Origin of the sequence: Streptomyces sp. NPDC056222, assembly GCF_042264065.1 — a bacterium.
In the GTDB taxonomy this organism is placed as follows: domain Bacteria; phylum Actinomycetota; class Actinomycetes; order Streptomycetales; family Streptomycetaceae; genus Streptomyces.
The window spans coordinates 61975-85588 of record NZ_JBHJTL010000018.1 but is presented as its reverse complement, the minus strand read 5'-3'; the positions used below and the strand labels follow the sequence as shown (position 1 = coordinate 85588).

Here is a 23614-nt window from a genome sequence, read left to right as displayed (position 1 = left end):
CCTGGCATAGGCCGTTCGACCCATGCCGGGCCGACGCCCCGATGTGGGTGGTTCGGGCGATGCCCGTGCGTGCGCCCGCGGCCTAGAACGGGTTCATGAACACCACGACACTCAGCACAGAGGCTTCCCTGGACATCCTGCGCGGCGCCGTCCGCGGCGATGTCGTCGTCCCCGGCGACCCGTCGTACGACGAGGCCCGCCGTGTCTACAACGCCATCCACGACCGCCACCCGGCCGTCGTGGTCCGCGCCGTGGACACCGGCGACGTGATCGCCGGCGTCCTGTTCGCCCGCGACAACGGGCTGCCGCTCGCGGTGCGCGGCGGCAGCCACGCCGTCGCCGGGTACGGCACCGTCGACGACGGTCTCGTCGTCGACCTGTCCCGGATGCGTTCGGTACGCGTGGACCCCGTGACGCGTACCGCCCGCGCCGAGGGCGGCTGCACCTGGGGCGACTTCGACCACGCCACGCACGCCTTCGGCCTGGCCACGACCGGCGGGGTCGTCTCCACCACCGGCATCGCCGGTCTCACCCTCGGCGGCGGGATGGGCAACCTGGCCCGGCGCTACGGTCTGAGCTGCGACAACCTCGTGCAGGCCGATGTCGTCACCGCCGAGGGCACCCTCGTCACCTGCGACGCCGAGCGCCATCCCGACCTGTTCTGGGCGCTGCGCGGCGGCGGAGGCAACTTCGGCGTGGTCACCTCGCTCGTCCACCGCCTGCACCCGGTCTCCGACGTCCTGGGGGGTGTGGTCTGCTTCCCGCTCGACGCGGAGGTGGCCCGGCGCTGGCGCGACATGATCACCGACGCGCCCGAGGAGCTCAACACGATCTTCGTCATGATGCTGGGCCCGGACATGCCGTTCCTGCCGGAGCGCTGGCACGGCCGTCCGATCTGCGGCCTGGTGACCTGCTTCAGCGGCCCCACGAGCGAGGACGAGAAGGTGCTCGGCCTCCTCGCCGAGCTGGGCCCTGTCCTTGGCAGGTTCGTGGAGCGGATGCCGTACCCGGTGGTCAACACGCTCTTCGACGAGGAGCTGCCGCCGGGGCTGTACCACTACTGGAAGGGGAACTTCAGCCGCGATCTCAGCGACGGCGCCATCGACGTCCACATGCGCTACGGAACGACGCTTCCCTCGATGGAGAGCGACACGGCCATCTTCCCGATCGACGGCGCGTGCCACCGCGTCGGCCCGGAGGACACCGCGTTCGCCTACCGCGACGCCTCCTTCTCGGCCGCGTTCGGCACGTCGCACACGGACCCCGCCGACAACGAGGCGAACATCGCCTGGACGCGGGAGTACGACCGCGACCTGCGCCCGCACACGGAGGAGGCCGGCTACATCAACTTCATGGACACGGACGACCAGGATCGGGTGCGCGCCAATTACCGGCAGAACTACGACCGCCTGCGGGCGGTGAAGCGCCGCTACGACCCCGACAATCTGTTCCGCCTGAACCACAACATCGCGCCGTGAGCGCCGCGAGGGGCGCGAGGGGCGCTGTACGAGGCCCTGCGAGCCCTTACAGCAGCGTCCTCGCGGTGGCAAGCAACCGGGCGGTGTCGTCGGCGCAGAGCGCCAGCGCGTTGCCGACCGTGTTGAGCACGTCCCGCTCCGCCGGGCTGTACGCCCCGTCCGCGAGGGCGATCCTTGCTCCCTGGAGCAGGATCGACTCGCGGCCGGATGCGGCGAGGTGCGGGGCGAGCGGCTCCAGGGCTTCATGGAGCTCGATGGCCAGGGCCGCGCCCCCGCTGCCCTCGTCGGGCAGGAAGCGGCCGGTGTCGGCCGCCAGTGCCTCGACGAGGTCGGTGAGCTGGATGGCGGTGCACTCGTCGAATCCGGCGGCGCGGACCGCCCCGACCGCGGTGTCCACGGCCGTACGCGAGGAGGTCCCGCCGGCCGCGAGGACGGCGAGGGCGACGGTGTGGACGGCGTCCCGCAGCATCGCGGAGAAACGGCTCGTCGTCGGGTGGTCGAGGACGTCGGTGCCGAAGTGGGTGTGGCAGGCGGCGCATTCGACGACCGGTCCCGCATGGCCGCGGGGCAGCACCGGGACACCTAGGACGGCGAAGCGCCGACGGCCGGTCCGGCGGCGGTAGTTACGGTCGCCGCCGCACTCCTCGCAGAAGAACTCGCCATCCCCTACGGTGTTCCAAGAAGTGCGAATGCCGCAGATGCCCACTTTTCGACTACGTGACTCCCGGGCAGACCGCATCCCGCACCTCCCTTAACGAACCGGCAACATTGCCGACGTGGGCGTGATGTTAACCACATCCGTGATGCGGCGTCAGCACCTCGTCCACAGAACGCCACGGACATGGCCGAGACGCGACACCCACCAGGAGCGGCGGAAGGGGGCTCGCCCGAACGGACGAGCCCCCTTCCGGCACCACCCCTCAAGTCGACCTGAAAGGGTGACGGGGACGAACGCGGCCGGTCAGCGCGCGGCGCGGTTGACCGCCGAGATGACGGCCTTCAGCGAGGCGCGAGTGGTGTTGGCGTCGATGCCGATACCCCACAGGACCTTGCCGTCGATCGCGCACTCGATGTACGAGGCGGCCTGCGCGGAGGCGCCCTCGCTCATCGTGTGCTCCTGGTAGTCCAGCAGGCGGGCGTCCACGCCGATCGCCTGCAGGGCGGCGAAGAAGGCCGAGATCGGACCGTTTCCGGAGCCGCTCAGGACGGTGTCGACGCCGTCCACGACCGCCTCGACGGTCAGGGTGTCCGTGCCGTCCGTGTCGGAGGTGGTCTGGCCGGAACGCAGCTGGATACGGCCCCAGGCGTTGTCCGGGTTCGGCAGGTACTCGTCCTGGAAGACGGACCAGATCGCGGCCGGGGTGACCTCGCCGCCCTCGGTGTCCGTCTTCTGCTGGATGATCTTCGAGAACTCGATCTGCATCCGGCGCGGCAGGTCCAGCTTGTGGTCGTTCTTCAGGACGTACGCGATACCGCCCTTGCCGGACTGCGAGTTGACCCGGATCACGGCCTCGTAGGAGCGGCCGACGTCCTTCGGGTCGATGGGCAGGTACGGCACCGCCCACTCGATGTCGTCCACGGTCTTGCCGGCGGCGGCCGCGTCGGCCTCCATGGCGTCGAAGCCCTTCTTGATGGCGTCCTGGTGGGAGCCGGAGAAGGCGGTGTAGACCAGGTCGCCCGCGTAGGGGTGGCGCGGGTGGACCTCCATCTGGTTGCAGTACTCGGAGGTGCGACGGATCTCGTCGATCTGCGAGAAGTCGATCTGCGGGTCGACGCCCTGCGAGAACAGGTTCATGCCCAGCGTCACCAGGTCGACGTTGCCGGTGCGCTCGCCCTGGCCGAACAGACAGCCCTCGATACGGTCGGCGCCGGCCATGATGGCCAGCTCGGCCGCCGCCACCGCAGTACCGCGGTCGTTGTGCGGGTGGACGGACAGGCAGACGTACGCGCGGCGGCTCAGGTTCCGGGACATCCACTCGAACCGGTCGGCGTGCGTGGACGGCGTCGAACGCTCCACGGTGGCGGGCAGGTTGAGGATGATCTCGCGACCCTCCTCGGGCTGCCAGACGTCGCAGACCGCCTCGCAGACCTCCAGGGCGAAGTCCAGCTCCGTGTCGGTGAAGATCTCCGGGCTGTACTGGTAGCCGAAGATCGTGTCGTCGCCCAGCAGCTTGTCCGCGTACTCCATGACCAGCCGCGTGCCGTCGACGGCGATCTGCTTGATGTCCTCCTTCGAGCCGCGGAAGACGACCCGGCGGAAGGTGGGCGCGGTGGCGTTGTACAGGTGGACGGTGGCGCGCTTGGCGCCGACCAGGGACTCCACGGTCCGCTCGATCAGGTCCTCGCGGGCCTGGGTCAGTACGGAGATGGTGACGTCGTCCGGAATCGCGCCCTCTTCGATGATGGAGCGCACGAAGTTGAAGTCGGTGTCACCGGAGGACGGGAAGCCGACCTCGATCTCCTTGTAGCCCATGCGCACCAGCAGGTCGAACATCTCGCGCTTGCGGGCGGGGCTCATCGGGTCGATCAGGGCCTGGTTGCCGTCGCGCAGGTCGGTCGACAGCCAGCGGGGAGCCTTGGTGATGCGTTGCTCGGGCCAGGTGCGATCGGGGATCTGCACGGCCTCGTACCGGCCGTACTTGTGGATCGGCATCCCGGACGGCTTCTGCATCTGGGTGGCGTTGGTGATGGGCGTCGGACGGCCAACGGGCTGAGACATTGCGTAGGGCTCCTCGGGTCCAGCGGGAGTGGGGGTCCCCCTGCTCGAGCGAAGTCGAGAGCTTGGGGGAGGCCGACTGGTCGAACGCAACACCAGGTCCCGCGGGGAGGGGGTCGGCCTACGACTACAGGCCCTCGCCGCGGCAGCTAAGGAGAAGCAGCCCGAAACGCATGATGTGCCGCAGCCTAGCTCAGGTCCGCCGAGGGCGGACGTCCGTTTCAGTATGCGGGACGACTGGTGCGTCAATACGAAAGGGTGACGAATCACTCCATTTCGCGGATCATGGTCGCCTCTAGTGACAGTGGCGTGACCCAGTGCCACATTGCTGGCATGACCTCCCACGCGTACGTACCCACCCACCCGGTCTTCTGCACGATCGTGCCGCCCCACCTTCTGGAGCACCTCGCCACCTCCACGAACCCGGCCGTGGCGGAAGTCGCCCGGCGCACGCTGGTCGCCGACGCCATGAACCGGACCAGCCGTGTCCACGCGCTGCCCGGCGCGGCCACGGCCGTGGCGCCCACGGAGCCGGCCCGCCCGCGGCGCACGGTGTACGACGCCCGGGGCGGCACGGAGCTGCCGGGTGTCGAGGTCCGCGGCGAGGGCCAGGAGGCCACCGGGGACGCCACGGTCAACCGCGCGTACGCCGGCCTCGGCGCCACCTTCGACCTCTTCCTCAAGGCCTTCGAGCGGGACTCGATCGACGGCGCGGGGCTGCCGCTCCTGGCGACCGTCCACTACGACCGGAACTACGGCAACGCGTTCTGGAACGGCGAGCAGATGGTGTTCGGCGACGGCGACGACGAGATCTTCCTCGACTTCACCCTTCCCGTGGACGTGATCGGCCACGAGCTCGCCCACGGCTTCACGCAGTACACGGCGAACCTGGAGTACTTCAGCCAGTCGGGCGCGCTCAACGAGTCGGTCTCGGACGTCTTCGGCTCCCTGGTGAAGCAGTACACGCTGGGCCAGAGCGCGCAGGAAGCCGACTGGCTGATCGGCGAGGGCCTCTTCCACCCGAACGTGGAGGGGACGGCGCTGCGCTCGATGAAGGCGCCGGGCACGGCGTACGACGACGACGTACTCGGCAAGGACCCGCAGCCGGGTCACATGGACGACTACGTCCGCACGAGCCGGGACAACGGCGGGGTGCACATCAACTCGGGCATTCCGAACCACGCGTTCTACCTGGCGGCGACCGAGCTGGGCGGCAAGGCGTGGGAGCGGGCCGGCCAGGTCTGGTACGACGTGATGACGGGTGGGGTGCTCACGCCCGAGACCCGGTTCTCCGAGTTCGCGGCGGCCACGGTGGCGGCGGCGAAGGCGCGGTACGGGGACGGGGCGGAGATCCAGGCCGTGCTGAAGGCGTGGGCGGCCGTCGGCGTACCGACGGACTGATAGACCTGCGGCATGCGTATTCGAGTGCGGCGCACCGGCGGTTTCGCCGGCATCGAGCGGTCGGCCGAGGTGGACACCTCCGGCCGGCCGGACGCCGGGGACTGGCACACGCTGGCCGTCGCCGTCCTCCGGGAGGGCGACGGCGACGTCCGGGGCGTGCCGGACGGCTTCTCGTACGAGATCACGGTCGACGGCGAGACGATCCGCTGCGGCGACCCCCGCCTGACGGAGTCGCAGCGCGCCCTGATCGCGAAGGTCCTGAAGGAAGGGGCCTAGGGGGCGTCCTGCCCGTGTCGCCTCGGCATCGCGGGCGGGAACGCCGTACGTTCCCGCCCGCGCGCCGGCGCCCGTTGGATCAGCTCCGGCGGCCGGTGGCCACCCGGAAGGTGCTGAGCACCGCCTTGTGGTCGGTCGGCCACGTCCAGGTCGGCTCCCAGAACGGGTCCCGCCCGCGCTCCTCGATCCGCTCGTTGCGCACGATGGTGGTCGACGGTCCGACGATCACGCTGTCGAGCAGGCGCAGACGCCGGTCCGGGTGGTAGAAGACGAAGTCGATGCGGTCCCGTTCGTCCGCCTTCGGTGCCCACGTCAGCTCGCCGGTCTCGGCACCGGGGTTGTCGCTGGGCCAGGTGAAGCCCGGCGTGCGCACCGGGTCGGGGTGGATCTCGCGATAGCTGTCCCGGAAGCCGGCGTCCTCGATCGCCTTGGTCGTCGACCACTCGACGACCGTTCCGTTGTGATCGAACAGGTTGCGCGTCCGGCGGGTCCAGTCCCGGTGCGACGGCTCGTTGAAGTCGCCGGCCAGCATGACGAGGCGCCCGCGGCGGCGCTCCTGCTCGGCGTCCTCCAGCATCGTCCGTGTCACGGCGGTACGGCCGGAGGCCTCGTTGAGTCGCGTGATCAGGTCGACGTCGGTGATCGGGCCGGTCGGGATCTCGTCCCAGCCGTACTCCGAGGTCTCCAGGGGTGCCGGCGTGCCGCCGCCGTAGCCGCGCGGGAGGTAGTTGACGTAGTAGCGGTACTCCAGATGCCCGGAGTAGGCGGCGACCTCGGTTCCGTCGACGTCGACGACCGCCTTCGACCAGGAGCGGAAGGACTTGTGCTCGACGATCGGGTAGCGCGATATCACCGCGGGATCGGTGGGGTTCCGGTTGTCGTGGAAGGTCAGGCCGCGGTCGGCGAGGTCGGAGAGCAGGTTGGCCACGCGCTCCGGATTCGACTCGCTGAGCATGACCACGTCCGGCTCGACCGCGGCGATGGTGTCGGCTATGCCCGCGCGGCCGCCCTCGACCCTGCTGCCACCGAGCCAGATGTTGAACTGCAGGACCCTGAGCGTGCGGTGCGAGGGCCGGTGGCGATGCTCGCCGCCCTGGGACGCGGCATGCGCGGTCCCCGCCCCCAGCACTCCCGCCCCGACCGTTGCGCCGACCATCCCGAGCAGTTCACGACGCCTGACCATGCACGACCTCCACGAATCAACGAACGAACGCGCCCGCGCACCGCCGTGACACGGACGGCACGAAGCCTGGACGCCCACTCCGAACGACGGGTGAATGTGGGGGAAAGTCTGCGCATTGATCGCGTAGCCGCACAAGAGGAAACAACAAACAACAACATGCGACCGCCTGCGGGGTGCCGGAAGTCAACGCCGTTCCCGAGGAACGGCGTTGCCGGCAGCGGCGCTGCCGCTAGAAGCCGAGCTTGCGGAGCTGCTTCGGGTCCCGCTGCCAGTCCTTCGCGACCTTGACGTGGAGGTCCAGGAAGACCGGCGTCCCCAGCAGCGCCTCGATGTGCTTGCGGGACTTCATCCCGACCTCCTTCAGGCGGCTGCCCTTCGGGCCGATGATGATCCCCTTCTGGCTGGGGCGCTCGATGTAGACGTTCGCGTGGATGTCGAGCAGCGGCTTGTCCGCCGGACGGTCCTCGCGCGGGATCATCTCCTCGACCACGACGGCGATCGAGTGCGGCAGCTCGTCCCGTACGCCTTCCAGCGCGGCCTCGCGGATCAGCTCCGCGACCATCACCTGCTCCGGCTCGTCCGTGAGGTCACCCTCCGGGTAGAGCGGCGGGGACTCCGGCAGGAGCGGGATCAGCAGGTCGGCGACCAGCTGGACCTGCTTGTCGCCCACCGCGGAGACGGGGACGATCTGCTGCCACTCGAAGCCCAGCTCCTTGCCGAGCTGGTCGATGGCGATGAGCTGCTCGGCGAGCGTCTTGGAGTCGACCAGGTCGGTCTTGGTGACGATCGCGACCTTCGGGGTCTTCTTGATCCCCGCGAGCTCCTTGGCGATGAAGCGGTCGCCGGGGCCGAGCTTCTGGTCGGCGGGCAGGCAGAAGCCGATCACGTCGACCTCGGCCCACGTCGTCCGCACGACGTCGTTGAGGCGCTCGCCCAGGAGGGTGCGCGGCTTGTGAAGGCCTGGCGTGTCCACCAGGATCAGCTGCGCTTCGGGGCGGTGCACGATGCCGCGGACGGTGTGCCGGGTGGTCTGCGGCCGGTTGGAGGTGATCGCCACCTTCTGGCCGACCAGAGCGTTCGTGAGGGTGGACTTGCCCGCGTTGGGGCGGCCGACGAAGCAGGCGAAGCCGGCCCGGTGGACGGCTTCGGATTCTTGATTACGAGCGCTCATGGGGGCCATTCTCCCCGATGCGGGACGTCGTCACGTACTCAGTGCCCGCCGGGGGCCCTGCGACGCCGGACCCGCAGCACGATCAGCGCCGCCGCTCCCCCTGCGAGGACGGCCGCGGCGGCGAGCCAGGGCAGCGCGAGGAAGGACGCGCGCCCGGACTCCCGTACGTCCTTCGCGGTGGCCGTGAGAGTCACCTCGCCCCAGTCGAACTGCGGCGATCCCGTCCAGCGCTCGGTGAGCCGGATCTTCTGGCGAGGCAGCAGCTCGGAGGGGATCTTCGCCAGATCCCGGGCGAGCAGGGTGCGACCGAAGACGCCCTCGGCGCGCAGGGCCACCTTGGGGTTGAGGGTCACGTTGCCGCGGTTGTGCAGGGTGTAGGAGATGAGGGCGGTGCTCGCGCCCGCACCGGGGACGAGCGGCCGGTCCTGGTCGAGGGTGACGTCCTCGACGGCGAGGGCCGGGACGGTGGGGCCGTTGACCCGGAGGTAGACCCTCGCCCCGACGGCGCGCTGCACGCCGACCGCGACGGAGCCCTTGCCGCCGGTCTCCACGCGCTCGTCGAGAGCCACGACGGCGCCGGGGTGGTCACCGGGCTCGGCGTCCTCGGGGACGGCGAGGGTGTAGGGCACGGTGACGGAGGAGCGGGGCGGGACCGTGACACGGGTCCGTTCGGGCGTGATCCAGGCGCCGGCGCCGGTCTGCTTCTCCTGGCTTGTGCGGACGGCGAAGCCGCCGTCGCGCTCGGTGTTGTAGGCGTCGGCCCCGTAGATGCGGAAGGTGAGCGGCGCGCCCGTCTTGTTGGTGACGGTGACCCGGTCGGTCAGGGTCGTGCCGGGGTCGGCCGCGAGATAGAAGTACGGCCGGCTGCCCAGCTGGGAGGCGGCCGGGTAGACCGCCCACTCGCCGTTCTCGGCGGCCGGAGCGGCGGGCGCGCCGAGCAGCACGAGCGCCGCCGCGACGAGGAGGACGTACAGCTTGGTGCGCACGGTGCGGAACCCCCCGGGGTCGGAGCGGGCCGACCGGGTGCGCGCCCGGCCCGCTGTGAGCGTTTCTGCGGATCAGCTGAGCGTGAGCGTCAGGACGCCCGCGTACGAGCCGGGCGCGGTGAACGCCGGGACGTCGAGGGAGACCTTGGCGTCGACGGTGAACTCACCGCCGGTGACCGTGCCGTTCGGGGTCGAGGCGAGGGTCGCCCCGCCACTCCCGACCGTGCCCGCGGAGCCGGGGACGCAGGTGCTGGGGCTGCCGGCCTTGGTGGTGCAGGCAGGGGTCCAGCTGAGCTTTCCGGCGCCGATGGAGCCGCCGGGTCCGGTGAAGTCGGTGACCTTGCCGGTCAGGGACCAGCCCGCGGGGCCGCCGCGGAAGTCCTTGACCGTCACCGTCTTCAGATCGCCGGTCGCCGCGCCGCCCTGACCGAAGTCGACGGACGACAGCTGGACCGTGTCACCGGCCTGGGTCATCGACAGTTCGCCCGCCGTGACGGCCGCCGTGAGCTTCTGGCTGTTGGGCGGTTGCGGGGTGTCGTCGATGACGGTGTACGCGGCCGGTCCGGCGCCCTTCTCCGGGTCCCACGCCGCCCCCTCGTACGCCACGACCCCGGTGGTCGCCTTGTCGTTGACCATCAGTCGGGCGGTGAACCCGCCCTGGCTGTCGGTCGTGACGGTCATCCGGTCGGCGGTCTCCGCCGCTCCGGAGCGGCCGACGACGGTGACCTCGGCGAGCGGGGTGAACTTGGCGCCGGTCACGGTGACCCGGACGCCCGGTGCGCCGGAGGGCGTGCCGAGCGAGATGTTGCGCTCGTTGGCACCCGGCTGCGCGCTCGCCGTGATCGTCTCGGAGACGGGGGCGGGCGGGTTGGTGACCGTACAGGGGGTGTCCAGCTCCATGATGTAGCTGGTGTGGATGTTGTAGTCGCCGGGCGAGAGGGTGATCGAGCCGGGCGCGGTGACCGTGAAGGTGCCGGTCATCGAGAACGGCGGGAACGCTCCCTTGCCGGGGACGGGGTCGTTCTTCTTGGGTCCGGTGACGGTGACCGCGCCGGACTGGGCGCCACCGAGGACGACCTTGCCGCTCGGGGTCATGATGTCGGCCGGAAGGGCCAGGTCGACCGGGTTGGACGCGGCCGGCTTGGTGACCTTGTAGGTGACCGTGACCGTGTCGCCGACCTTGGGCGTGGGCTTGTCCACGGTGATCTCGGCGGTCGTGGTGCCGTCGATGGGCGGGATGCCGGCGATCGGCGGCGGGACGCAGTGCGTGGGGAAGTCCACCGCTTGGGACGCGGCCGCCAGGGCGCCGGCCGGAGCGGCCAGCGCGCCGCTTGCGACCGCGAGTGCGGCGACGCCGAGGGCGGCGGTCCAACGCCGTCTTCGGGTCGGTGTTCTCAGAGCCATGTGTGCCCCCTCCTGAGGGATGAGAGGGCGCCATTGACGGCCGCGCGCGAGGAGAAGTCAATGGAATCGAAATGCACCGACTGATGGCCCATCAGATAATGTCAAGATCGATGTTTTACCTGGTCAGGCGGGTACGCAACACAGGTACCGGCGCCGCTTGAGGCGACGCCGGTGAGGGTGGAACAGGGGCCCGTCAGAAGACGAACGGCCCCGGCGACTGCGACGTGACCGCGTCGCAGTTCACGGTCACCCCGAAGATCGTCATGGTGAGGGCGGTGCCCGCGAAGTACGAGTCGAGACTGTCGCCGACGGCCACGGTCCCACTGAGCGGACCGATGGTGACGGACTGGTTCGCGGCGAGCGCGGGGTTCTTCTGACCACTGAACACGCGAGTGCCGCCACCGCCCTTGGCCATCGTCAGCCGGGCGTTGATGGTGTCGGCGCCGACGGCGACGGGCGTCTTGACGGCCGAGGTGAGGGTGATCGTCGCGGCCGTGCCGCTCTGCGTGGCCTGGAGGGTGGCGAGACCGCCGCCCCAGATCCCGCAGTCGTACGTGGCCGTGGCGGTCCCCGGAGCGACGGCGGCGGCCGCCGGGGCGAAGGCGAGTCCGGTCACGGCGAGCGCGCCCGCGAGGACCGCACCGATTCCTAAGTTGCTGCCTCTCATGAGGTCGTACCCCTTCCCGATGAAGCACGCAGGGGTGCGGACGCTGCGTGAAGGCATAGATCTGACGGTCCGTCGGGCGGACCGCTGTCATTGACGCGCAACGGATCGGGGAAGACAAGAGAAGGTTCGTTGATTCTTCACAAATGCGCAAAGGGGGCCCGGCGCATCGCCGGACCCCCTCGAAATCTCCCGTCGGACCTCAGCCCGCCGTGACCGCCGCACGCAGCTGCCCATCGGGGCCGGCGAGCAGCACCGGGGTCTCGGGGCCACCGAGGTCGCGCACCGCCGCGCGGTCCTCGTCGGAGGCGGCGTCGGCGGTCGAGACGACGGCCGCGGCCTCCAGGGACTGGGCTCCGCTGGCCACGGCCATCGCGACCGCGGTCCGGAGCGCGCTCAGCTTGAGCGACTCCAGGGCCACGGTCCCTGCCACGTACGTGCGGCCGGTCTCGTCCCGTACCGCCGCGCCCTCGGGCACACCGTTGCGGGCGCGGGCGCTGCGCGCCAGCGTGATGATCTTGAGGTCCTCGGCGCCGAGATCGCCGTGGTCGGGGTTGAGTGTCATGCCCCGAGCATAGGTCGGGGCACGGACTCAGCTCTGCGCGCCCTTGACGAACTTGTCGGTGGCGAGCTTGGCGAAGGTGTCGAAGTCCTTCTTGGCGGTGGCGGCGTCGGCGAGGTGCAGGAAACGCATCACACCGGTGCCCTGGCGGACGACGATGAGGTTCGGCTCGATCTTCATGCCGGGCGCGACCTCCAGCGACAGCTGGAAGGCGAGCGCCTCGTCGGCACCCTGCGGGGCGGTGATCTTCTTCACCGAGATCTTCATCTTGTTGCCGTCGGCCACGGTCGTGAAGTCGGGGCAGGCGTCCAGCGCGCTGCCGAGCTTCTTGATGTAGTCCGCGGCGCCGGTGCCGTCGAAGGTCACGACCTCCTGGGTGATCTCGGAGTCGTTGTTGCCCACGGCGAAGTCGCCGGTCGCACCCTTGGTGGCACCGGCGATGTCGCCGCCCAGCATCGGGGCGAGCGGCTCGCACGCGGGCTTGTCGACCTTGTAGACCGTCGAGCTCTCCTCGTGCTTGGTGGTCTTCCAGCCCTTCGGCAGGTCCTTCACCTCGAGGACGGCGGCCTTCATCTGAGCGGCCGTAAGCGGCGTGGCCGGCGCCTCGGAGGTGGGCGCCGCGGACGTGGTGGCCGCCGGCTTGTCGGCGTCCTTCTTCGCGTCGTCCTTGGCCTCGCCGCCGCCGCACGCGGCGGTGAGGGAGAGCGCGGAGACGGTGAGGGCCGCGGCCAGGCCGTGACGTATGCGAGTGCGCATGAGGAAGTGCCCCTTGAGGGTACGAGGGTGAGCGGAATGTCCCGTACCACCGCATCGCGATGATCGGATTGCGTGGAGGATATAGGGAAGGTGTGACATCCCTGTGTGCAGGCCCCGGCTCAGCCCGCGATCGGGAACATCGCCCCCCGCCGCCCCTCCGGGGAGACCAGCCACTCCAGCTTCGCCGCCGTGTCGCCCTGCGGCAGCGGGGTGTGCATGATGATCGTCAGGTCGGGCCGTGCGGGCACCCGCAACTGCGTGGATTCCACGTGCAGGACGCCGACGAGCGGGTGCTCGATCTCCTTGCGGATCTGGCCGCCCGGGGAGATGTCCTGCCGCTCCCACAGCTCGGCGAACTCCTCGCTCGCCGCCTTCGCCTCCTCCACCACCGCGCGGAAACCCTCGTCGTCGGGGCACTCCGAGCACGCGGCCCTGAACTGGGCGACGACCTGCGGGGCGAGCCGCCGCCAGTCGGTCGAACGGGAGCGGTAGATCGGATCGGTGAAGAACGACACGAGGCAGTTCTGCGAGATCTCGGGGCGCATCCCGAGGACCACGGACGCCGACTCGTTGTACATGATCGTGTTCCAGTACGCGTCCATGATGTGCGCCGGGAACGGCATCCAGGCGTCGATCAGCCGACGCAGCCCCGCGCACATGTCCCGCGCCTCCGGATCGACCTCCGGCGCGGGCGGATTGAGCCCTGCGAGGACGTACAGATGGCGCCGCTCCGCCCCGGTGAGCCGCAGCACGCGCGCCACCGAGTCGAGCACCTGAGGCGAGACCGTGATGTCCCTGCCCTGCTCCAGCCACTGGTACCAGGAGACCCCGACGCCCGCGAGAACGGCGACCTCCTCGCGGCGCAGGCCGGGCGTACGGCGACGGGCGCCGCCCTCCGGCAGACCGGCCTCGGCCGGCGTGACCCGGGCCCGACGGCTCATCAGGAACTCGCGCAGTTCGGCCAGTCGGTGCCCCTTGGCGTCCGTGCTCTCGACCGCTGTGGCCACGTGTGCTTCCTCCCCCGGGATGCCTGGTGGTGCGACCAACAGGATAAGTTCCCGCTCCCCACGCTTGTTCCCGTGCGCCGAGGGTGGATGCCATGGCAACCACCCTCACTCCCCCGACCCCGACCCAGCCGGCCCTGACCGGCCGCTCCCGGCTCATCCTCTTCGTGCTGTGCGCGGCCCAGTTCATGGTGGCCCTGGACTTCTCCGTACTGAACGTGGCGCTGCCCGTCCTCGGCGCCGATCTCGGTCTCGACGCGTCCGCGCTGCAGTGGGCGGTGACCGCGTTCGCCCTGCCGTCCGGCGGGTTCCTGCTCCTCTTCGGCCGCATCGGCGACCTGTACGGACGCAAGAAGCTGTTCCTCGCGGGACTCGCGCTCTTCGGCGCGGCCTCGCTCCTCGCCACCTTCGCCTGGGACCCGGCCTCGTTCCTCGCCGGGCGCGCCCTGCAGGGCCTGGGCGCGGCCGCGATCGTGCCGACCGGCATGTCCCTGCTGACCACGACCTTCCCGGAGGGCCCGCAGCGCGACCGGGCGCTCGGCATCTCGGGCACCCTGCTGTCGCTCGGCTTCACGATCGGCATGGTCCTCGGCGGTGTCATGACCGACACCCTCGGCTGGCGCTCGACGATGGGCCTGCTCGCCCTGTTCACGCTGATCGTGCTGCCGCTGGCACCGGGCCTGCTGCCCGAGTCGCGGACCCCCGACCGGCCCCGGCTCGACGTGCCGGGCGCGGTGACCGTGACGGGTGGGCTGCTCGCCGTGATCTACGCCCTGTCGACCGCGGCCGAGCGCGGCTTCGGCGGCGCGGACGTCCTGGTGACGCTGGTGGCCGGGGTGGCGCTGCTCGCCGCGTTCGTGGTCGTCGAGTCGCGGCACGCGGCCCCGCTGGTCTCGCTGCCGATGCTGCGCCGACGGACCGTGGCGTTCGGCAATCTGGGCGGTCTGATCACCTTCTCGATGATGTCCGTCGTCATCTTCGTGCTGACCCTGTACCTGCAGGAGACGCTGGGGCTCTCGGCCTTCGCCACGGGCCTGGTCTTCGGTGTGCAGGGCGCCGTGTCCGTGTTCGCCGGGACGATCGTCCCGAAGTTCATCGGCCGGTTCGGCGCCCGTCGCGTCCTGGTCCTCTCCCTCATGGGGCAGGGGCTGTTCGTGTCGACGCTGCTCGCGATCGGGACGGATTCGGGCGCGATCCTCGCGGGGGTCGGCGTCTCGCTGGCGTCCATGTGCCACCTGGGCGCGATCATCTCGTACGGGGTGACCGTCACCTCCGGCGTCCCGGACGAGGAGCAGGGCCTGGCGACCGGCCTGGTCACCACCACCCAGCAGGTCGGCCTCACCGTCGGGATCCCGCTGCTCGGGGTGCTCGCCACCACGGGCGGGGACCTGTACGGAGGGGTCCGCACGGTCCTCGCCCTGGACGCGGCGATCGTGCTCGGAACGGCGGTGCTGATCGCCCTGGGTCTGCGGCGGAAGGCCTGAACCGGATCTCTACGGCCGGTCGAGGCGGAGCCGTACCGCCTTCGGAAGACCGGCGACCACCAGGTCGTAGGAGTCCTCGATGAGCTCCCGGACCATCCGGTCCGGGAGCCCGCCGACCACCACGGTGTTCCAGTGGCGCTTGTTCATGTGATAGCCGGGTGCGACGGCCGGGTACTCCTCGCGGAGCCGTACGGCGTCCTCCGGCTCGCACTTGAGGTTGATGCTCAGGGGCCGGCCGTCCAGCGAGGACAGCGCGAACATCTTCCCGGCGACCTTGAAGACGGAGGTGTCGGGTCCGAAGGGGAACTCCTCCGTCGCGTCGTTGAAGTCCAGGCAGAAGGCGCGCAGCTGGGCGGGGGTCATTCCGGCTTCTCCTCCGGTTCCACGAGGACGGTGACGATCTTGTTCCGCCGGCCTGCCGGGGACTCGGCCGTCAGCCGCAGCGTGCGGCCGTCCGGCAGTTGCACCTTCGCCTTCGCACCCGCGATCGGCACCCGGCCCAGCGCCTTGGCCAGGAGTCCGCCGACGGTCTCCACGTCCTCGTCGTCGTACTCGTCCGGGCCGAAGCCGTACAGCTCGCCGAGGTCCCCGATGTCGAGGCGGGCGGTGACGCGGTAGCGGTCGTCGCCCAGTTCCTGGACCGGCGGGAGCTCGCGGTCGTACTCGTCGGTGATCTCGCCGACGATCTCCTCCAGGATGTCCTCGATCGTGACGATCCCGGCCGTGCCGCCGTACTCGTCGATGACGACGGCGACATGGTTGCGCTCCTGCTGCATCTCACGCAGCAGGTCGCCGGCGTTCTTGGTGTCCGGCACGAAGGCGGCGGCGCGCATCGCCGTGGACACGAGGTCGGCCTCGGCGTCGCGGTTGATGTGCGTCTTGCGGACCAGGTCCTTCAGATACACGATGCCGACTATGTCGTCCTCGTTCTCACCCGTGACGGGGATCCGCGAGAAGCCGGAGCGCAGCGCGAGCGTGAGCGCCTGACGGACGGTCTTGAACCGCTCGATGCAGATCAGGTCGGTGCGGGGCACCATGACCTCCCGTACGAGCGTGTCGCCGAGCTCGAAGACGGAGTGCACCATCCGACGCTCGTCGTCCTCGATCAGCGACTCCTGCTCGGCCAGGTCGACCATCGCCCGCAACTCGGCCTCGGAGGCGAAGGGGCCCTTGCGGAAGCCCTTCCCGGGGGTGAGCGCGTTGCCGATGAGGATCAGCAGCTGCGGGATCGGGCCCATGATCCGGGCGAGTGGCAGGAGGACGTACGCGGAGGCCGTCGCCGTGTTCAGCGGGTGCTGCCGGCCGATGGTGCGCGGCGAGACGCCGACGGCCACGTACGAGACCAGCACCATGACCGCGATGGCGACGAGCAGCGCCTCCCAGGTCTCGGCGAACTCCTCCAGGCAGGCGTACGTGACGAGGACGCCGGCCGCCATCTCGCAGGAGACACGCACCAGCAGCGCCACGTTGAGGTAGCGGGTGGGGTCGGCGGCGACCTGGGCGAGCTTCTCGGCGCCGCGCCGCCCGGACCGTACGGCCTCGGCGGCACGGAAGCTGGAGACGCGGGCGATTCCGGCCTCGGCACAGGCGGCCAGCCAGGCGACGATGACCAGGCCGACCGCGCCGAGGATGAGCGATGCGTTCATCGGAGGCTCAGGAGACGGTCGGCGCCGGGGACGGGCCGGTCAGGCCCTTCTCCGCGCGCCAGCCGTCGACGATGGCCGCCTGGAGGCCGAACATCTCGGCCTTCTCGTCGGGCTCCTCATGGTCGTAGCCGAGCAGGTGCAGCACTCCGTGGACGGTGAGGAGCTGGAGCTCCTCGTCCATGGAGTGCTGCGTCGGCGCGTCCTTGCCCTGCTGGGTGGCTACCTCAGGGCAGAGCACGATGTCGCCGAGGAGCCCCTGCGGGGGCTCCTCGTCGTCCTTCGCCGGCGGGCGCAGTTCGTCCATCGGGAAGGACATGACGTCCGTCGGGCCCGGCAGGTCCATCCACTGGATGTGGAGCTGCTCCATCGCCTCCGCGTCCACGACGATCACCGAGAGCTCGGAGAGCGGGTGGATGCGCATCCGCGCGAGGGCGTAGCGGGCGATGTCGAGGATCGACTGCTCGTCGACCTCGGTTCCGGACTCGTTGTTGACGTCGATCGACATGGTGCTTCTGCGCTACTTCCCGTTGCGGCTGTCGTACTGCTCGTACGCGTCGACGATACGGCCGACGAGCTTGTGCCGGACGACATCCTGCGACGTGAGCATCGAGAAGTGGACGTCCTGGACTCCGTCGAGGATGTCCCGGACCTGGCGCAGACCGCTCTTCGTACCGCCGGGGAGGTCCACCTGCGTGATGTCTCCGGTGATGACGATCTTGGATTCGAAGCCGAGGCGGGTGAGGAACATCTTCATCTGCTCGGGGTTCGTGTTCTGCGCCTCGTCGAGAATGATGAACGCGTCGTTGAGCGTCCGTCCTCGCATGTAGGCCAGCGGCGCGACCTCGATCGTGCCCGAGGCCATCAGCTTCGGGATCGAGTCGGGGTCGAGCATGTCGTGCAGCGCGTCGTACAGCGGCCGCAGATACGGGTCGATCTTCTCGTAGAGCGTGCCGGGCAGGAAGCCGAGCCGCTCGCCCGCCTCGACGGCCGGCCGGGTCAGGATGATCCGGGTGACCTGCTTGGACTGCAGGGCCTGGACCGCCTTGGCCATGGCCAGATACGTCTTGCCGGTGCCCGCGGGGCCGATGCCGAAGACGATCGTGTGCTTGTCGATCGCGTCGACGTACCGCTTCTGGTTGAGGGTCTTGGGGCGGATGGTGCGGCCACGGCTGGAGAGGATGTTCTGCGTGAGCACCTCGGCCGGAGTCTCCTGGCCTGCCTCCGCCTTGCCGTTCTCGCTCGCCCTGAGCATGGCGATCGAGCGTTCCACTGCGTCCTCCGTCATCGGCTGTCCGGTGCGGAGCACCAGCATCATCTCGTCGAACAGGCGCTGGATCAGAGCGACTTCCGCCGCCTCGCCCACCGCGCTGACCTGGTTGCCCCGGACATGGATGTCGGCCTTCGGGAACGCCTTCTCGATCACGCGCAACAGGGCGTCACCGGAGCCGAGAACGGTCACCATCGGATGCTTGGCGGGGACGGTGAAGTGGGCGCGGGTCTCGCCCGGCGCACCATTGGGGGCTGTGGGTGTCTGAGTCATGGGCCGGCACTGTGGCCTGCACATACCTCCCGTTGCAGGGTTCTCGCTGCTCGACAACCTCTGGGCTACCAAGCCTACGACTTGTCACTGACAAGGCCGAAGGCTTTTACGAGTGCGCTGCCCTGAACCCGATGGTCGGGACCGCACGGCGCAGGGGCCAGGGGCGGGAGCCCGCGGGGAGGAGGTGTTCCAGGAAGGCGTAGCGGCCGCGCAGGGCCTCCGGGTCCTGGCAGACGTGGTCCTGGACGTGCTCCCACCAGGCGGCGACCTCGCCCCAGCCGGGCGCGGAGAGCGAGCCGCCGAACTCCTGCACCGACAGCGCCGCGATGAGTCCGGCGAAGGCCAGCCGGTCGGCGAGCGGCCAGTCCGCGAGCGTCCCGGTCACGAACCCGGCCACGAAGACGTCCCCGGCGCCGGTCGGATCGAGGGCGGAGACCTCGATGGCCGGCACCTCGGCGGTCTCCCCCGTGGCCCCGTCGACGGCGTAGGCGCCCTCGGAACCCAGAGTGACCACGGCGTAACGGACCTTGTCCGCGAGCGCGCGGGCGGCGGCCCGCGGGCAGTCGGTGCGGGTGTACCGCATCGCCTCCTGCGCGTTGGGCAGGAACGCCTCGCAGTGCTCCAGGTCGCGCAGGCCGTTCAGGTCCCAGCGGCCGGTGTCGTCCCAGCCGACGTCGGCGAAGACCTTCGCGCCGCCGCGGGCGGCCTGCGCGACCCACTCCTCGGCGCGCCCCGGCACGAGCGAGGCGACCGCGGCGCGGGCGTGCGGCGGGTACGCGGGCAGGGCGCCGTCCAGCGGCGGGGCCTCGTGGCCGTGGGAGACCATCGTGCGCTCGCCCTCGTACGCCATGGAGACGGTGACCGGGGAGTGCCAGCCGGGCACGGTCCGGGAGAGCGAGAGGTCGATGCCCTCGCCCTGCTCCAGGGCGTCCCAGCAGTACTCGCCGTAGTGGTCGTCGCCGAAGGCGGCGGCGAGCGAGGTGCGCAGGCCGAGGCGGGCGAGCGCGGTGGCCATGTTGGCGACACCGCCGGGGCTGGAGCCCATGCCCCGGGCCCAGGACTCGGTGCCGCGCACGGGGGCGCTGTCGAGGCCGGTGAAGATGATGTCGAGGAAGACCGTGCCGGTGAGGAAGACGTCGCAGTCGGGGTCGGTGGGCTCGCGCAGGCTGACCAACGGGTCGACCCCTGCGTCGTGTTGCTGGTCTCCCCTTGCTGTGGTCACGGCGACCTCCCCGAACGTGGTGCGGATCAGGTCAGTGTGCCTGATGGGGGTCCGGCGACGGGGGTGACGCAGTCAGAAATGCGGCCGCATCTACCCGGAGAATCCGATCCCAAACCCATAGTGACCCAGATCACAGGAAGAAGGGGTTAAATTCGCCCTGTCCGGGCTTCTCCGGACCGTCGGTTGCTTGATACATATGTCCCGCGATCCCGTGCAACACCGGGCGCTCCTCCCCCCTCTCCTTTGTTCCCTGGAACGCCCATGTTGTCGCGCCCGCGTGCCCTGGGGCCCCTTGTCGCCCTGTTCACGGCCGGTTATCTCGCCCCGTACCTGCTGCCGACCGTCGTCGGCCGGCTCTCCGCCGGACTCGGTCTCACCCCGGCCCAGGCGGGCCTCGTCGGATCGGTCCTCCTCCTCTCCTCCGCCTCCGCGGGCTTCACCCTCGCCTCGCGCGTGGAGCGGTTCGGGCCGCGCCGGACGGCGCGGGCCGGGCTGCTCGCCATGTGCGTCGGCTACGGCGCGGCGGCGCTCACCGCGAGTGTTCCGCTGGTGATCGGCGGCGCGGTCGTCGGCGGCTTCGGCTCGGGTACGACGCTGGCGGTGGCCGCGGCGGGCATCGCGGCCCAGCAGGACCCGCACCGGGCCTCGACGCTCGGCCTGCTCTCGGTCTCGGCGACGGCCGGCGCGCTCTACCTCACGCTGCCGCACCTCGGCGGCGGCCACGCGCTGCCGTTCGCGTCGATCGCGCTGACGGCCGCGCTGGTGTGGCCACTGACGGGCGGCCTGGCGGAAGGGACGAGGCGGGCGGAAGCCGACCGCCTCGTCGAAACGCCGGGCAGGGGCTCGCCGCTCCCCCACCGGCGTTCCGGCCTCGTGCTCGCCGCCGCGATCCTGCTCTGGTCCATGGCGCAGAACGCCCTGTGGGGCGTGAGCGGCCGGATCGGCCTCACCCAGGCCGGGCTCGGCGAGGTCACCGTCGGCGCGGTCTTCGCCGTGGCGCTGGGGGCCGGGCTCGCGGGTGTCACGGCGGCCGGGGCACTCGGCTCACGGCTGGGCCGCGCGGTACCGATCGGCGCCGGTACGGCGATCATCGCCGCCTGTGTCCTGGTCAGTTCGAGCGCCGGGAGCCTGCCCGCCTTCGCGACCGGCGAGATCCTCTGGAACCTCTTCTACCCGGTCGTCCTGTCCTACCTGCTGGGCCTCGCCGCCTCCCTGGACCCGCGCGGCCGCTGGGCGGTGCTCGTCGGCTCGGCGTCCTCCCTGGGCGTGGCCTGCGGCCCGGTCGTCGGCAGCGTCCTGTCCGCGCGGGCGGGGTACCCGGGCATGGGCGTGGTCCTGTGCGTCCTGCTCCTGCTGGTCGCGGGCCCGATGACCGCGGTCGCCCTGCACACTTCGGGCCGCCCGCTGGTCCCGGGCTCCGTCCGGCGCCGCGGCGGCGCCCCGGCCGCCGTGCTCGCGGGCACGACGACCGCCGCCACGGGCCTCGTCCCGCAGATGGGCGCGCCGGAGCAGGAGGTCACCGAGATCCCGGTCCCGTCCCGCCGCCGCGCCGACCGCCGCGCCTTCCGCCTGGCGCGCCCGAGCGACCGCGGGTAGCTCTTCCTTCCCCACCCCGCCCCTTCCCGAACCGGGGGGCACGTCCCCGGAGCCCCGTACGGCCCGCGGCCGTGTCCGCGAACGCCGGACGGGCCGGTTCTTCGCCGGCGTGGGGGAGTTCGAGGCGCGGGGTCCTGGGCGGAGCCCCGGTTCGGGAAGGGGGAGGTGGGGGAAGGGCGGGGTGGGGAAAGCGCCCGTCGCAGGCGCCCTCGCCCGCCCTCTACTCCGCGTCGAAGTCGTACGCCTCGACCTCGGCGAGATACCGCGCCCTGCGCTCCTCCTCGTCGTCGAGGAACGACGCCTCGAAGGAGTTGCGGGCCAGCGTCCTCAGCTGCTCCCGGTCAAGACCCAGCGCACCCCGCACCGCGTCGAAGGTGTCGCCCACGTATCCGCCGAAGTACGCAGGGTCGTCGGAGTTGACCGTCGCCATCAGACCGGCGGCCAGCATCGACGCCAGCGGGTGGTCCTCCAGGATGTCGATCGCCCGCAGGCGCACGTTCGACAGCGGGCAGAGGGTGAGCGGCACCCGCTCGCGCACCAGGCGTGACACCAGCTCAGGGTCCTCCATGCAGCGCAGCCCGTGGTCGACCCGCTCCACGCCGAGGACGTCCAGGGCCTCGCGGATGTACGCCGGCGGACCCTCCTCGCCCGCGTGGGCGACCTTCCGCAGCCCGAGCGCCTCGGCCGCCGCGTACACCTCACGGAACTTCGACGGCGGGTGGCCGACCTCCGCCGAGTCCAGACCGACACCGGTGATCCGGTGCAGATACGGCTTCGCGGCCTCGAGCGTCGCCATCGCCGACTCTGCGGACTCGTCGCGCAGGAAGCACATGATCAGCCGCGTCGAGACGCCGTGCTTCTCCTCGGCCCCGTCGAGCGCGCGGCCCAGGCCCTCGATCACCGTCCCGATCGGCACGCCACGGGCCGTGTGCGCCTGCGGGTCGAAGAAGATCTCCGCGTGCCGCACGCCCTGCGCCGCCGCCCGCGCCAGGTACGCGTCAGCGAGTTCGGTGAAGTCCTCGGCCGTGTGCAGGACGGCCATCAGCCCGTAGTACAGGTCCAGGAAGGACTGCAGATCGCTGAAGAGGTACGCCTTGCGCAGCTCCTCGGTGTCCGCGTACGGCAGGGTGACGCCGTTGCGCGCGGCCAGCGCGAACGCCAGCTCGGGCTCGAGGGTGCCTTCGATGTGGAGGTGGAGTTCGGCCTTGGGGAGGGGCATCGATCTATCTTTTCGGTAGGGGGACCCGCATGAGGTCCTGGGCAATGCTCAGTTCGCCGTCGAACCCGGCCGCCCGCGCCTGCCGTTCGAACTCGGCGGGATCGCTGTATCGCTGCGAGAAGTGGGTCAGGACCAGGTGCCGCACTCCCGCGTCGCGGGCGACGGCGGCGGCCTGTCCGGCCGTCAGATGGCCGTGGTCGGCGGCGAGCCGGACGTCCTCGTCGAGGAAGGTCGACTCGATGACGAGCATGTCGGCACCCTCGGCGAGCGCGTGCACACCGTCGCAGAGCCGGGTGTCCATGACGAACGCGAACCGCTGCCCGCGCCGGACCTCGCTGACCTCCTCCAGCGTCACGCCGTTCAGGACGCCCTCGCGTTGGATCAGGCCGACGTCCGGGCCCTTGATGCCGTGCGCGGCGAGCCGTTCGGGCAGGATGCGGCGCCCGTCGGGCTCGGTGAGCCGGTAGCCGTACGACTCCACCGGGTGCGACAGCTTGTACGCGTCGAGGGTGTACGGCTCGGTGACGGCGAGGGGCCCGTCGGCGGCCACCGGGGCCTCCGTCAGCTTCACCGTCTCGCGGTAGGCCGTCGCGTACCTCAGCCGCTCGAAGAAGCGCTGCCCGCTCGCCGGGTAGTGCGCGGTCACCGGGTGCGGGACCTGGTCGAGGTTGATCCGCTGGATCACGCCCGCCAGACCCAGGGAGTGGTCGCCGTGGAAGTGCGTGACGCAGATCCGGTCGATGTCGTGGGCGGCCACCCCTGCGCGCAGCATCTGGCGCTGGGTGCCCTCGCCCGGGTCGAAGAGGATGCCCTGCCCGTCCCAGCGCAGCAGATAGCCGTTGTGGTTGCGGTGCCGGGTCGGGACCTGGCTGGCGGTCCCGAGCACGACGAGTTCACGTACGGACACGTCTTATCCGGGGGGCCAGTTGAGGCCACGGCCGCCGAGGACGTGCGCGTGGGCGTGGAAGACGGTCTGGCCCGCGCCGGCCCCGGTGTTGAAGACGATCCGGAAGCCGCTGCCGTCGACCTTCTCCTGGGCGGCGATCTCGCCGGCCTCGCGCAGCACGTCCGCGGCGATGGTCGGCGCGGCCGTGGCGAGCGTCGCGGCGTCGGGGTAGTGGACGCGCGGAATGACGAGCACGTGCGTGGGCGCCTGCGGGTTGATGTCCCGGAAGGCGACGGTCGTCTCGGTCTCGCGCACGATCGTCGCCGGGACCTCCCCGTCCGCGATCTTGCAGAACAGGCAGTCGCTCTGCGGCTCTCCGGCCATGGCCCGGGCCTCCTCGCCTTGGTGATCAGTACCCGG

General features: G+C 70.7%; 23 protein-coding genes. 5 read left to right on the top strand and 18 right to left on the bottom strand.

Going from position 1 to position 23614, the window contains the following annotated elements; all coding sequences use genetic code 11:
* Nucleotides 1–95 precede the first annotated feature (95 nt).
* Nucleotides 96–1478, top strand: coding sequence for an FAD-binding oxidoreductase (locus ACFC0D_RS11975; protein ID WP_376433772.1), 1383 nt, complete (start codon nt 96–98; stop codon nt 1476–1478).
* 46 nt (nt 1479–1524) lie between these two features.
* Here ACFC0D_RS11975 and ACFC0D_RS11970 read toward each other — a convergent pair whose 3' ends face one another.
* Nucleotides 1525–2217 (bottom strand): TerB family tellurite resistance protein, encoded by a 693-nt coding sequence (locus ACFC0D_RS11970; protein ID WP_329120750.1) that lies wholly within the window; start codon nt 2215–2217, stop codon nt 1525–1527.
* Nucleotides 2218–2439: 222 nt separating this feature from the next.
* Nucleotides 2440–4197 (bottom strand): 2-isopropylmalate synthase, encoded by a 1758-nt coding sequence (gene leuA, locus ACFC0D_RS11965; protein WP_376433769.1) that lies wholly within the window; start codon nt 4195–4197, stop codon nt 2440–2442.
* 330 nt (nt 4198–4527) lie between these two features.
* Here leuA and ACFC0D_RS11960 point away from each other — a divergent pair, with 330 nt between their 5' ends.
* Both ACFC0D_RS11960 and ACFC0D_RS11955 read left to right on the top strand, forming a co-directional pair.
* Nucleotides 4528–5595 carry a M4 family metallopeptidase gene (locus ACFC0D_RS11960; RefSeq protein WP_376433767.1) on the top strand — a complete coding sequence of 356 codons (1068 nt, stop codon included), beginning with the start codon at nt 4528–4530 and terminating at the stop codon, nt 5593–5595.
* Between the two features lie 12 nt (nt 5596–5607).
* Nucleotides 5608–5871: a protealysin inhibitor emfourin gene (locus ACFC0D_RS11955; protein ID WP_376433765.1), complete on the top strand. Its 264-nt coding sequence runs from the start codon at nt 5608–5610 to the stop codon at nt 5869–5871.
* A gap of 79 nt (nt 5872–5950) precedes the next feature.
* Here ACFC0D_RS11955 and ACFC0D_RS11950 read toward each other — a convergent pair whose 3' ends face one another.
* From ACFC0D_RS11950 to ACFC0D_RS11915, 8 genes are all read right to left on the bottom strand, one after another.
* Nucleotides 5951–7054 carry an endonuclease/exonuclease/phosphatase family protein gene (locus tag ACFC0D_RS11950; RefSeq protein WP_376433763.1) on the bottom strand — a complete coding sequence of 368 codons (1104 nt, stop codon included), beginning with the start codon at nt 7052–7054 and terminating at the stop codon, nt 5951–5953.
* 229 nt (nt 7055–7283) lie between these two features.
* Nucleotides 7284–8234 carry a GTPase Era gene (era, locus tag ACFC0D_RS11945; protein WP_376433761.1) on the bottom strand — a complete coding sequence of 317 codons (951 nt, stop codon included), beginning with the start codon at nt 8232–8234 and terminating at the stop codon, nt 7284–7286.
* A 29-nt stretch (nt 8235–8263) separates the two neighbouring features.
* Nucleotides 8264–9211: a WxL protein peptidoglycan domain-containing protein gene (locus ACFC0D_RS11940; protein ID WP_376433759.1), complete on the bottom strand. Its 948-nt coding sequence runs from the start codon at nt 9209–9211 to the stop codon at nt 8264–8266.
* Nucleotides 9212–9283: 72 nt separating this feature from the next.
* Entirely contained in the window at nt 9284–10615 is a 1332-nt protein-coding gene (locus ACFC0D_RS11935; protein WP_376433757.1) for a beta-xylosidase, read from the bottom strand.
* Nucleotides 10616–10808: 193 nt separating this feature from the next.
* Nucleotides 10809–11282 (bottom strand): hypothetical protein, encoded by a 474-nt coding sequence (locus ACFC0D_RS11930; protein ID WP_376433755.1) that lies wholly within the window; start codon nt 11280–11282, stop codon nt 10809–10811.
* A 199-nt stretch (nt 11283–11481) separates the two neighbouring features.
* Nucleotides 11482–11844 (bottom strand): cytidine deaminase, encoded by a 363-nt coding sequence (locus tag ACFC0D_RS11925; protein WP_329120733.1) that lies wholly within the window; start codon nt 11842–11844, stop codon nt 11482–11484.
* Between the two features lie 27 nt (nt 11845–11871).
* Nucleotides 11872–12597 (bottom strand): hypothetical protein, encoded by a 726-nt coding sequence (locus ACFC0D_RS11920; RefSeq protein ID WP_376433753.1) that lies wholly within the window; start codon nt 12595–12597, stop codon nt 11872–11874.
* Nucleotides 12598–12716: 119 nt separating this feature from the next.
* On the bottom strand, nt 12717–13604 hold the full coding sequence (locus ACFC0D_RS11915; RefSeq protein WP_376433751.1) for a helix-turn-helix transcriptional regulator: 888 nt from the start codon (nt 13602–13604) through the stop codon (nt 12717–12719).
* Nucleotides 13605–13696: 92 nt separating this feature from the next.
* On the opposite strand from ACFC0D_RS11915, the gene ACFC0D_RS11910 reads away from it, so the two are divergent.
* Nucleotides 13697–15085, top strand: coding sequence for an MFS transporter (locus ACFC0D_RS11910; RefSeq protein WP_376433749.1), 1389 nt, complete (start codon nt 13697–13699; stop codon nt 15083–15085).
* A gap of 9 nt (nt 15086–15094) precedes the next feature.
* On the opposite strand, the gene ACFC0D_RS11905 is transcribed toward ACFC0D_RS11910, so the two are convergent.
* From ACFC0D_RS11905 to ACFC0D_RS11885, 5 genes are all read right to left on the bottom strand, one after another.
* Nucleotides 15095–15448, bottom strand: a complete 354-nt coding sequence (locus tag ACFC0D_RS11905; RefSeq protein WP_376433747.1) for an MmcQ/YjbR family DNA-binding protein — start codon at nt 15446–15448, stop codon at nt 15095–15097.
* Entirely contained in the window at nt 15445–16731 is a 1287-nt protein-coding gene (locus tag ACFC0D_RS11900; RefSeq protein WP_376433745.1) for a hemolysin family protein, read from the bottom strand. The genes ACFC0D_RS11905 and ACFC0D_RS11900 overlap by 4 nt, the downstream gene beginning before the upstream one ends.
* Nucleotides 16732–16738: 7 nt before the next feature.
* Nucleotides 16739–17236 carry an rRNA maturation RNase YbeY gene (gene ybeY / locus ACFC0D_RS11895; protein WP_329120722.1) on the bottom strand — a complete coding sequence of 166 codons (498 nt, stop codon included), beginning with the start codon at nt 17234–17236 and terminating at the stop codon, nt 16739–16741.
* Nucleotides 17237–17248: 12 nt separating this feature from the next.
* Nucleotides 17249–18271: a PhoH family protein gene (locus ACFC0D_RS11890; protein WP_376433743.1), complete on the bottom strand. Its 1023-nt coding sequence runs from the start codon at nt 18269–18271 to the stop codon at nt 17249–17251.
* 106 nt (nt 18272–18377) lie between these two features.
* Nucleotides 18378–19493 carry a PfkB family carbohydrate kinase gene (locus tag ACFC0D_RS11885; RefSeq protein ID WP_376433741.1) on the bottom strand — a complete coding sequence of 372 codons (1116 nt, stop codon included), beginning with the start codon at nt 19491–19493 and terminating at the stop codon, nt 18378–18380.
* A gap of 261 nt (nt 19494–19754) precedes the next feature.
* Here ACFC0D_RS11885 and ACFC0D_RS11880 point away from each other — a divergent pair, with 261 nt between their 5' ends.
* Complete coding sequence (locus tag ACFC0D_RS11880; RefSeq protein WP_376433739.1) at nt 19755–21089, top strand: sugar MFS transporter; 1335 nt, start codon at nt 19755–19757, stop codon at nt 21087–21089.
* A gap of 220 nt (nt 21090–21309) precedes the next feature.
* Here the strand turns inward: ACFC0D_RS11880 and ACFC0D_RS11875 are convergent, their stop codons facing one another.
* The 3 genes from ACFC0D_RS11875 to ACFC0D_RS11865 are packed head-to-tail and all read right to left on the bottom strand — an operon-like array spanning nt 21310 to nt 23578.
* Nucleotides 21310–22308: an adenosine deaminase gene (locus tag ACFC0D_RS11875; protein WP_376433737.1), complete on the bottom strand. Its 999-nt coding sequence runs from the start codon at nt 22306–22308 to the stop codon at nt 21310–21312.
* Nucleotides 22309–22312: 4 nt separating this feature from the next.
* Complete coding sequence (locus ACFC0D_RS11870; RefSeq protein WP_376433735.1) at nt 22313–23215, bottom strand: ribonuclease Z; 903 nt, start codon at nt 23213–23215, stop codon at nt 22313–22315.
* 3 nt (nt 23216–23218) lie between these two features.
* Complete coding sequence (locus ACFC0D_RS11865) at nt 23219–23578, bottom strand: histidine triad nucleotide-binding protein (protein WP_376433733.1); 360 nt, start codon at nt 23576–23578, stop codon at nt 23219–23221.
* Nucleotides 23579–23614 lie beyond the last annotated feature (36 nt).

Excerpts from the sequence above, each read along its gene's own strand:
- ACFC0D_RS11975 (WP_376433772.1), top strand. The coding sequence starts at position 96 with ATGAACACCACGACACTCAGCACAGAGGCTTCCCTGGACATCCTGCGC.
- ACFC0D_RS11970 (WP_329120750.1), bottom strand. The coding sequence starts at position 2,217 with ATGCGGTCTGCCCGGGAGTCACGTAGTCGAAAAGTGGGCATCTGCGGC.
- leuA (WP_376433769.1), bottom strand. The coding sequence starts at position 4,197 with ATGTCTCAGCCCGTTGGCCGTCCGACGCCCATCACCAACGCCACCCAG.
- ACFC0D_RS11960 (WP_376433767.1), top strand. The coding sequence starts at position 4,528 with ATGACCTCCCACGCGTACGTACCCACCCACCCGGTCTTCTGCACGATC.
- ACFC0D_RS11955 (WP_376433765.1), top strand. The coding sequence starts at position 5,608 with ATGCGTATTCGAGTGCGGCGCACCGGCGGTTTCGCCGGCATCGAGCGG.
- ACFC0D_RS11950 (WP_376433763.1), bottom strand. The coding sequence starts at position 7,054 with ATGGTCAGGCGTCGTGAACTGCTCGGGATGGTCGGCGCAACGGTCGGG.
- era (WP_376433761.1), bottom strand. The coding sequence starts at position 8,234 with ATGGCCCCCATGAGCGCTCGTAATCAAGAATCCGAAGCCGTCCACCGG.
- ACFC0D_RS11935 (WP_376433757.1), bottom strand. The coding sequence starts at position 10,615 with ATGGCTCTGAGAACACCGACCCGAAGACGGCGTTGGACCGCCGCCCTC.
- ACFC0D_RS11930 (WP_376433755.1), bottom strand. The coding sequence starts at position 11,282 with ATGAGAGGCAGCAACTTAGGAATCGGTGCGGTCCTCGCGGGCGCGCTC.
- ACFC0D_RS11925 (WP_329120733.1), bottom strand. The coding sequence starts at position 11,844 with ATGACACTCAACCCCGACCACGGCGATCTCGGCGCCGAGGACCTCAAG.
- ACFC0D_RS11920 (WP_376433753.1), bottom strand. The coding sequence starts at position 12,597 with ATGCGCACTCGCATACGTCACGGCCTGGCCGCGGCCCTCACCGTCTCC.
- ACFC0D_RS11910 (WP_376433749.1), top strand. The coding sequence starts at position 13,697 with ATGGCAACCACCCTCACTCCCCCGACCCCGACCCAGCCGGCCCTGACC.
- ACFC0D_RS11905 (WP_376433747.1), bottom strand. The coding sequence starts at position 15,448 with ATGACCCCCGCCCAGCTGCGCGCCTTCTGCCTGGACTTCAACGACGCG.
- ACFC0D_RS11900 (WP_376433745.1), bottom strand. The coding sequence starts at position 16,731 with ATGAACGCATCGCTCATCCTCGGCGCGGTCGGCCTGGTCATCGTCGCC.
- ybeY (WP_329120722.1), bottom strand. The coding sequence starts at position 17,236 with ATGTCGATCGACGTCAACAACGAGTCCGGAACCGAGGTCGACGAGCAG.
- ACFC0D_RS11890 (WP_376433743.1), bottom strand. The coding sequence starts at position 18,271 with ATGACTCAGACACCCACAGCCCCCAATGGTGCGCCGGGCGAGACCCGC.
- ACFC0D_RS11880 (WP_376433739.1), top strand. The coding sequence starts at position 19,755 with ATGTTGTCGCGCCCGCGTGCCCTGGGGCCCCTTGTCGCCCTGTTCACG.
- ACFC0D_RS11875 (WP_376433737.1), bottom strand. The coding sequence starts at position 22,308 with ATGCCCCTCCCCAAGGCCGAACTCCACCTCCACATCGAAGGCACCCTC.
- ACFC0D_RS11865 (WP_376433733.1), bottom strand. The coding sequence starts at position 23,578 with ATGGCCGGAGAGCCGCAGAGCGACTGCCTGTTCTGCAAGATCGCGGAC.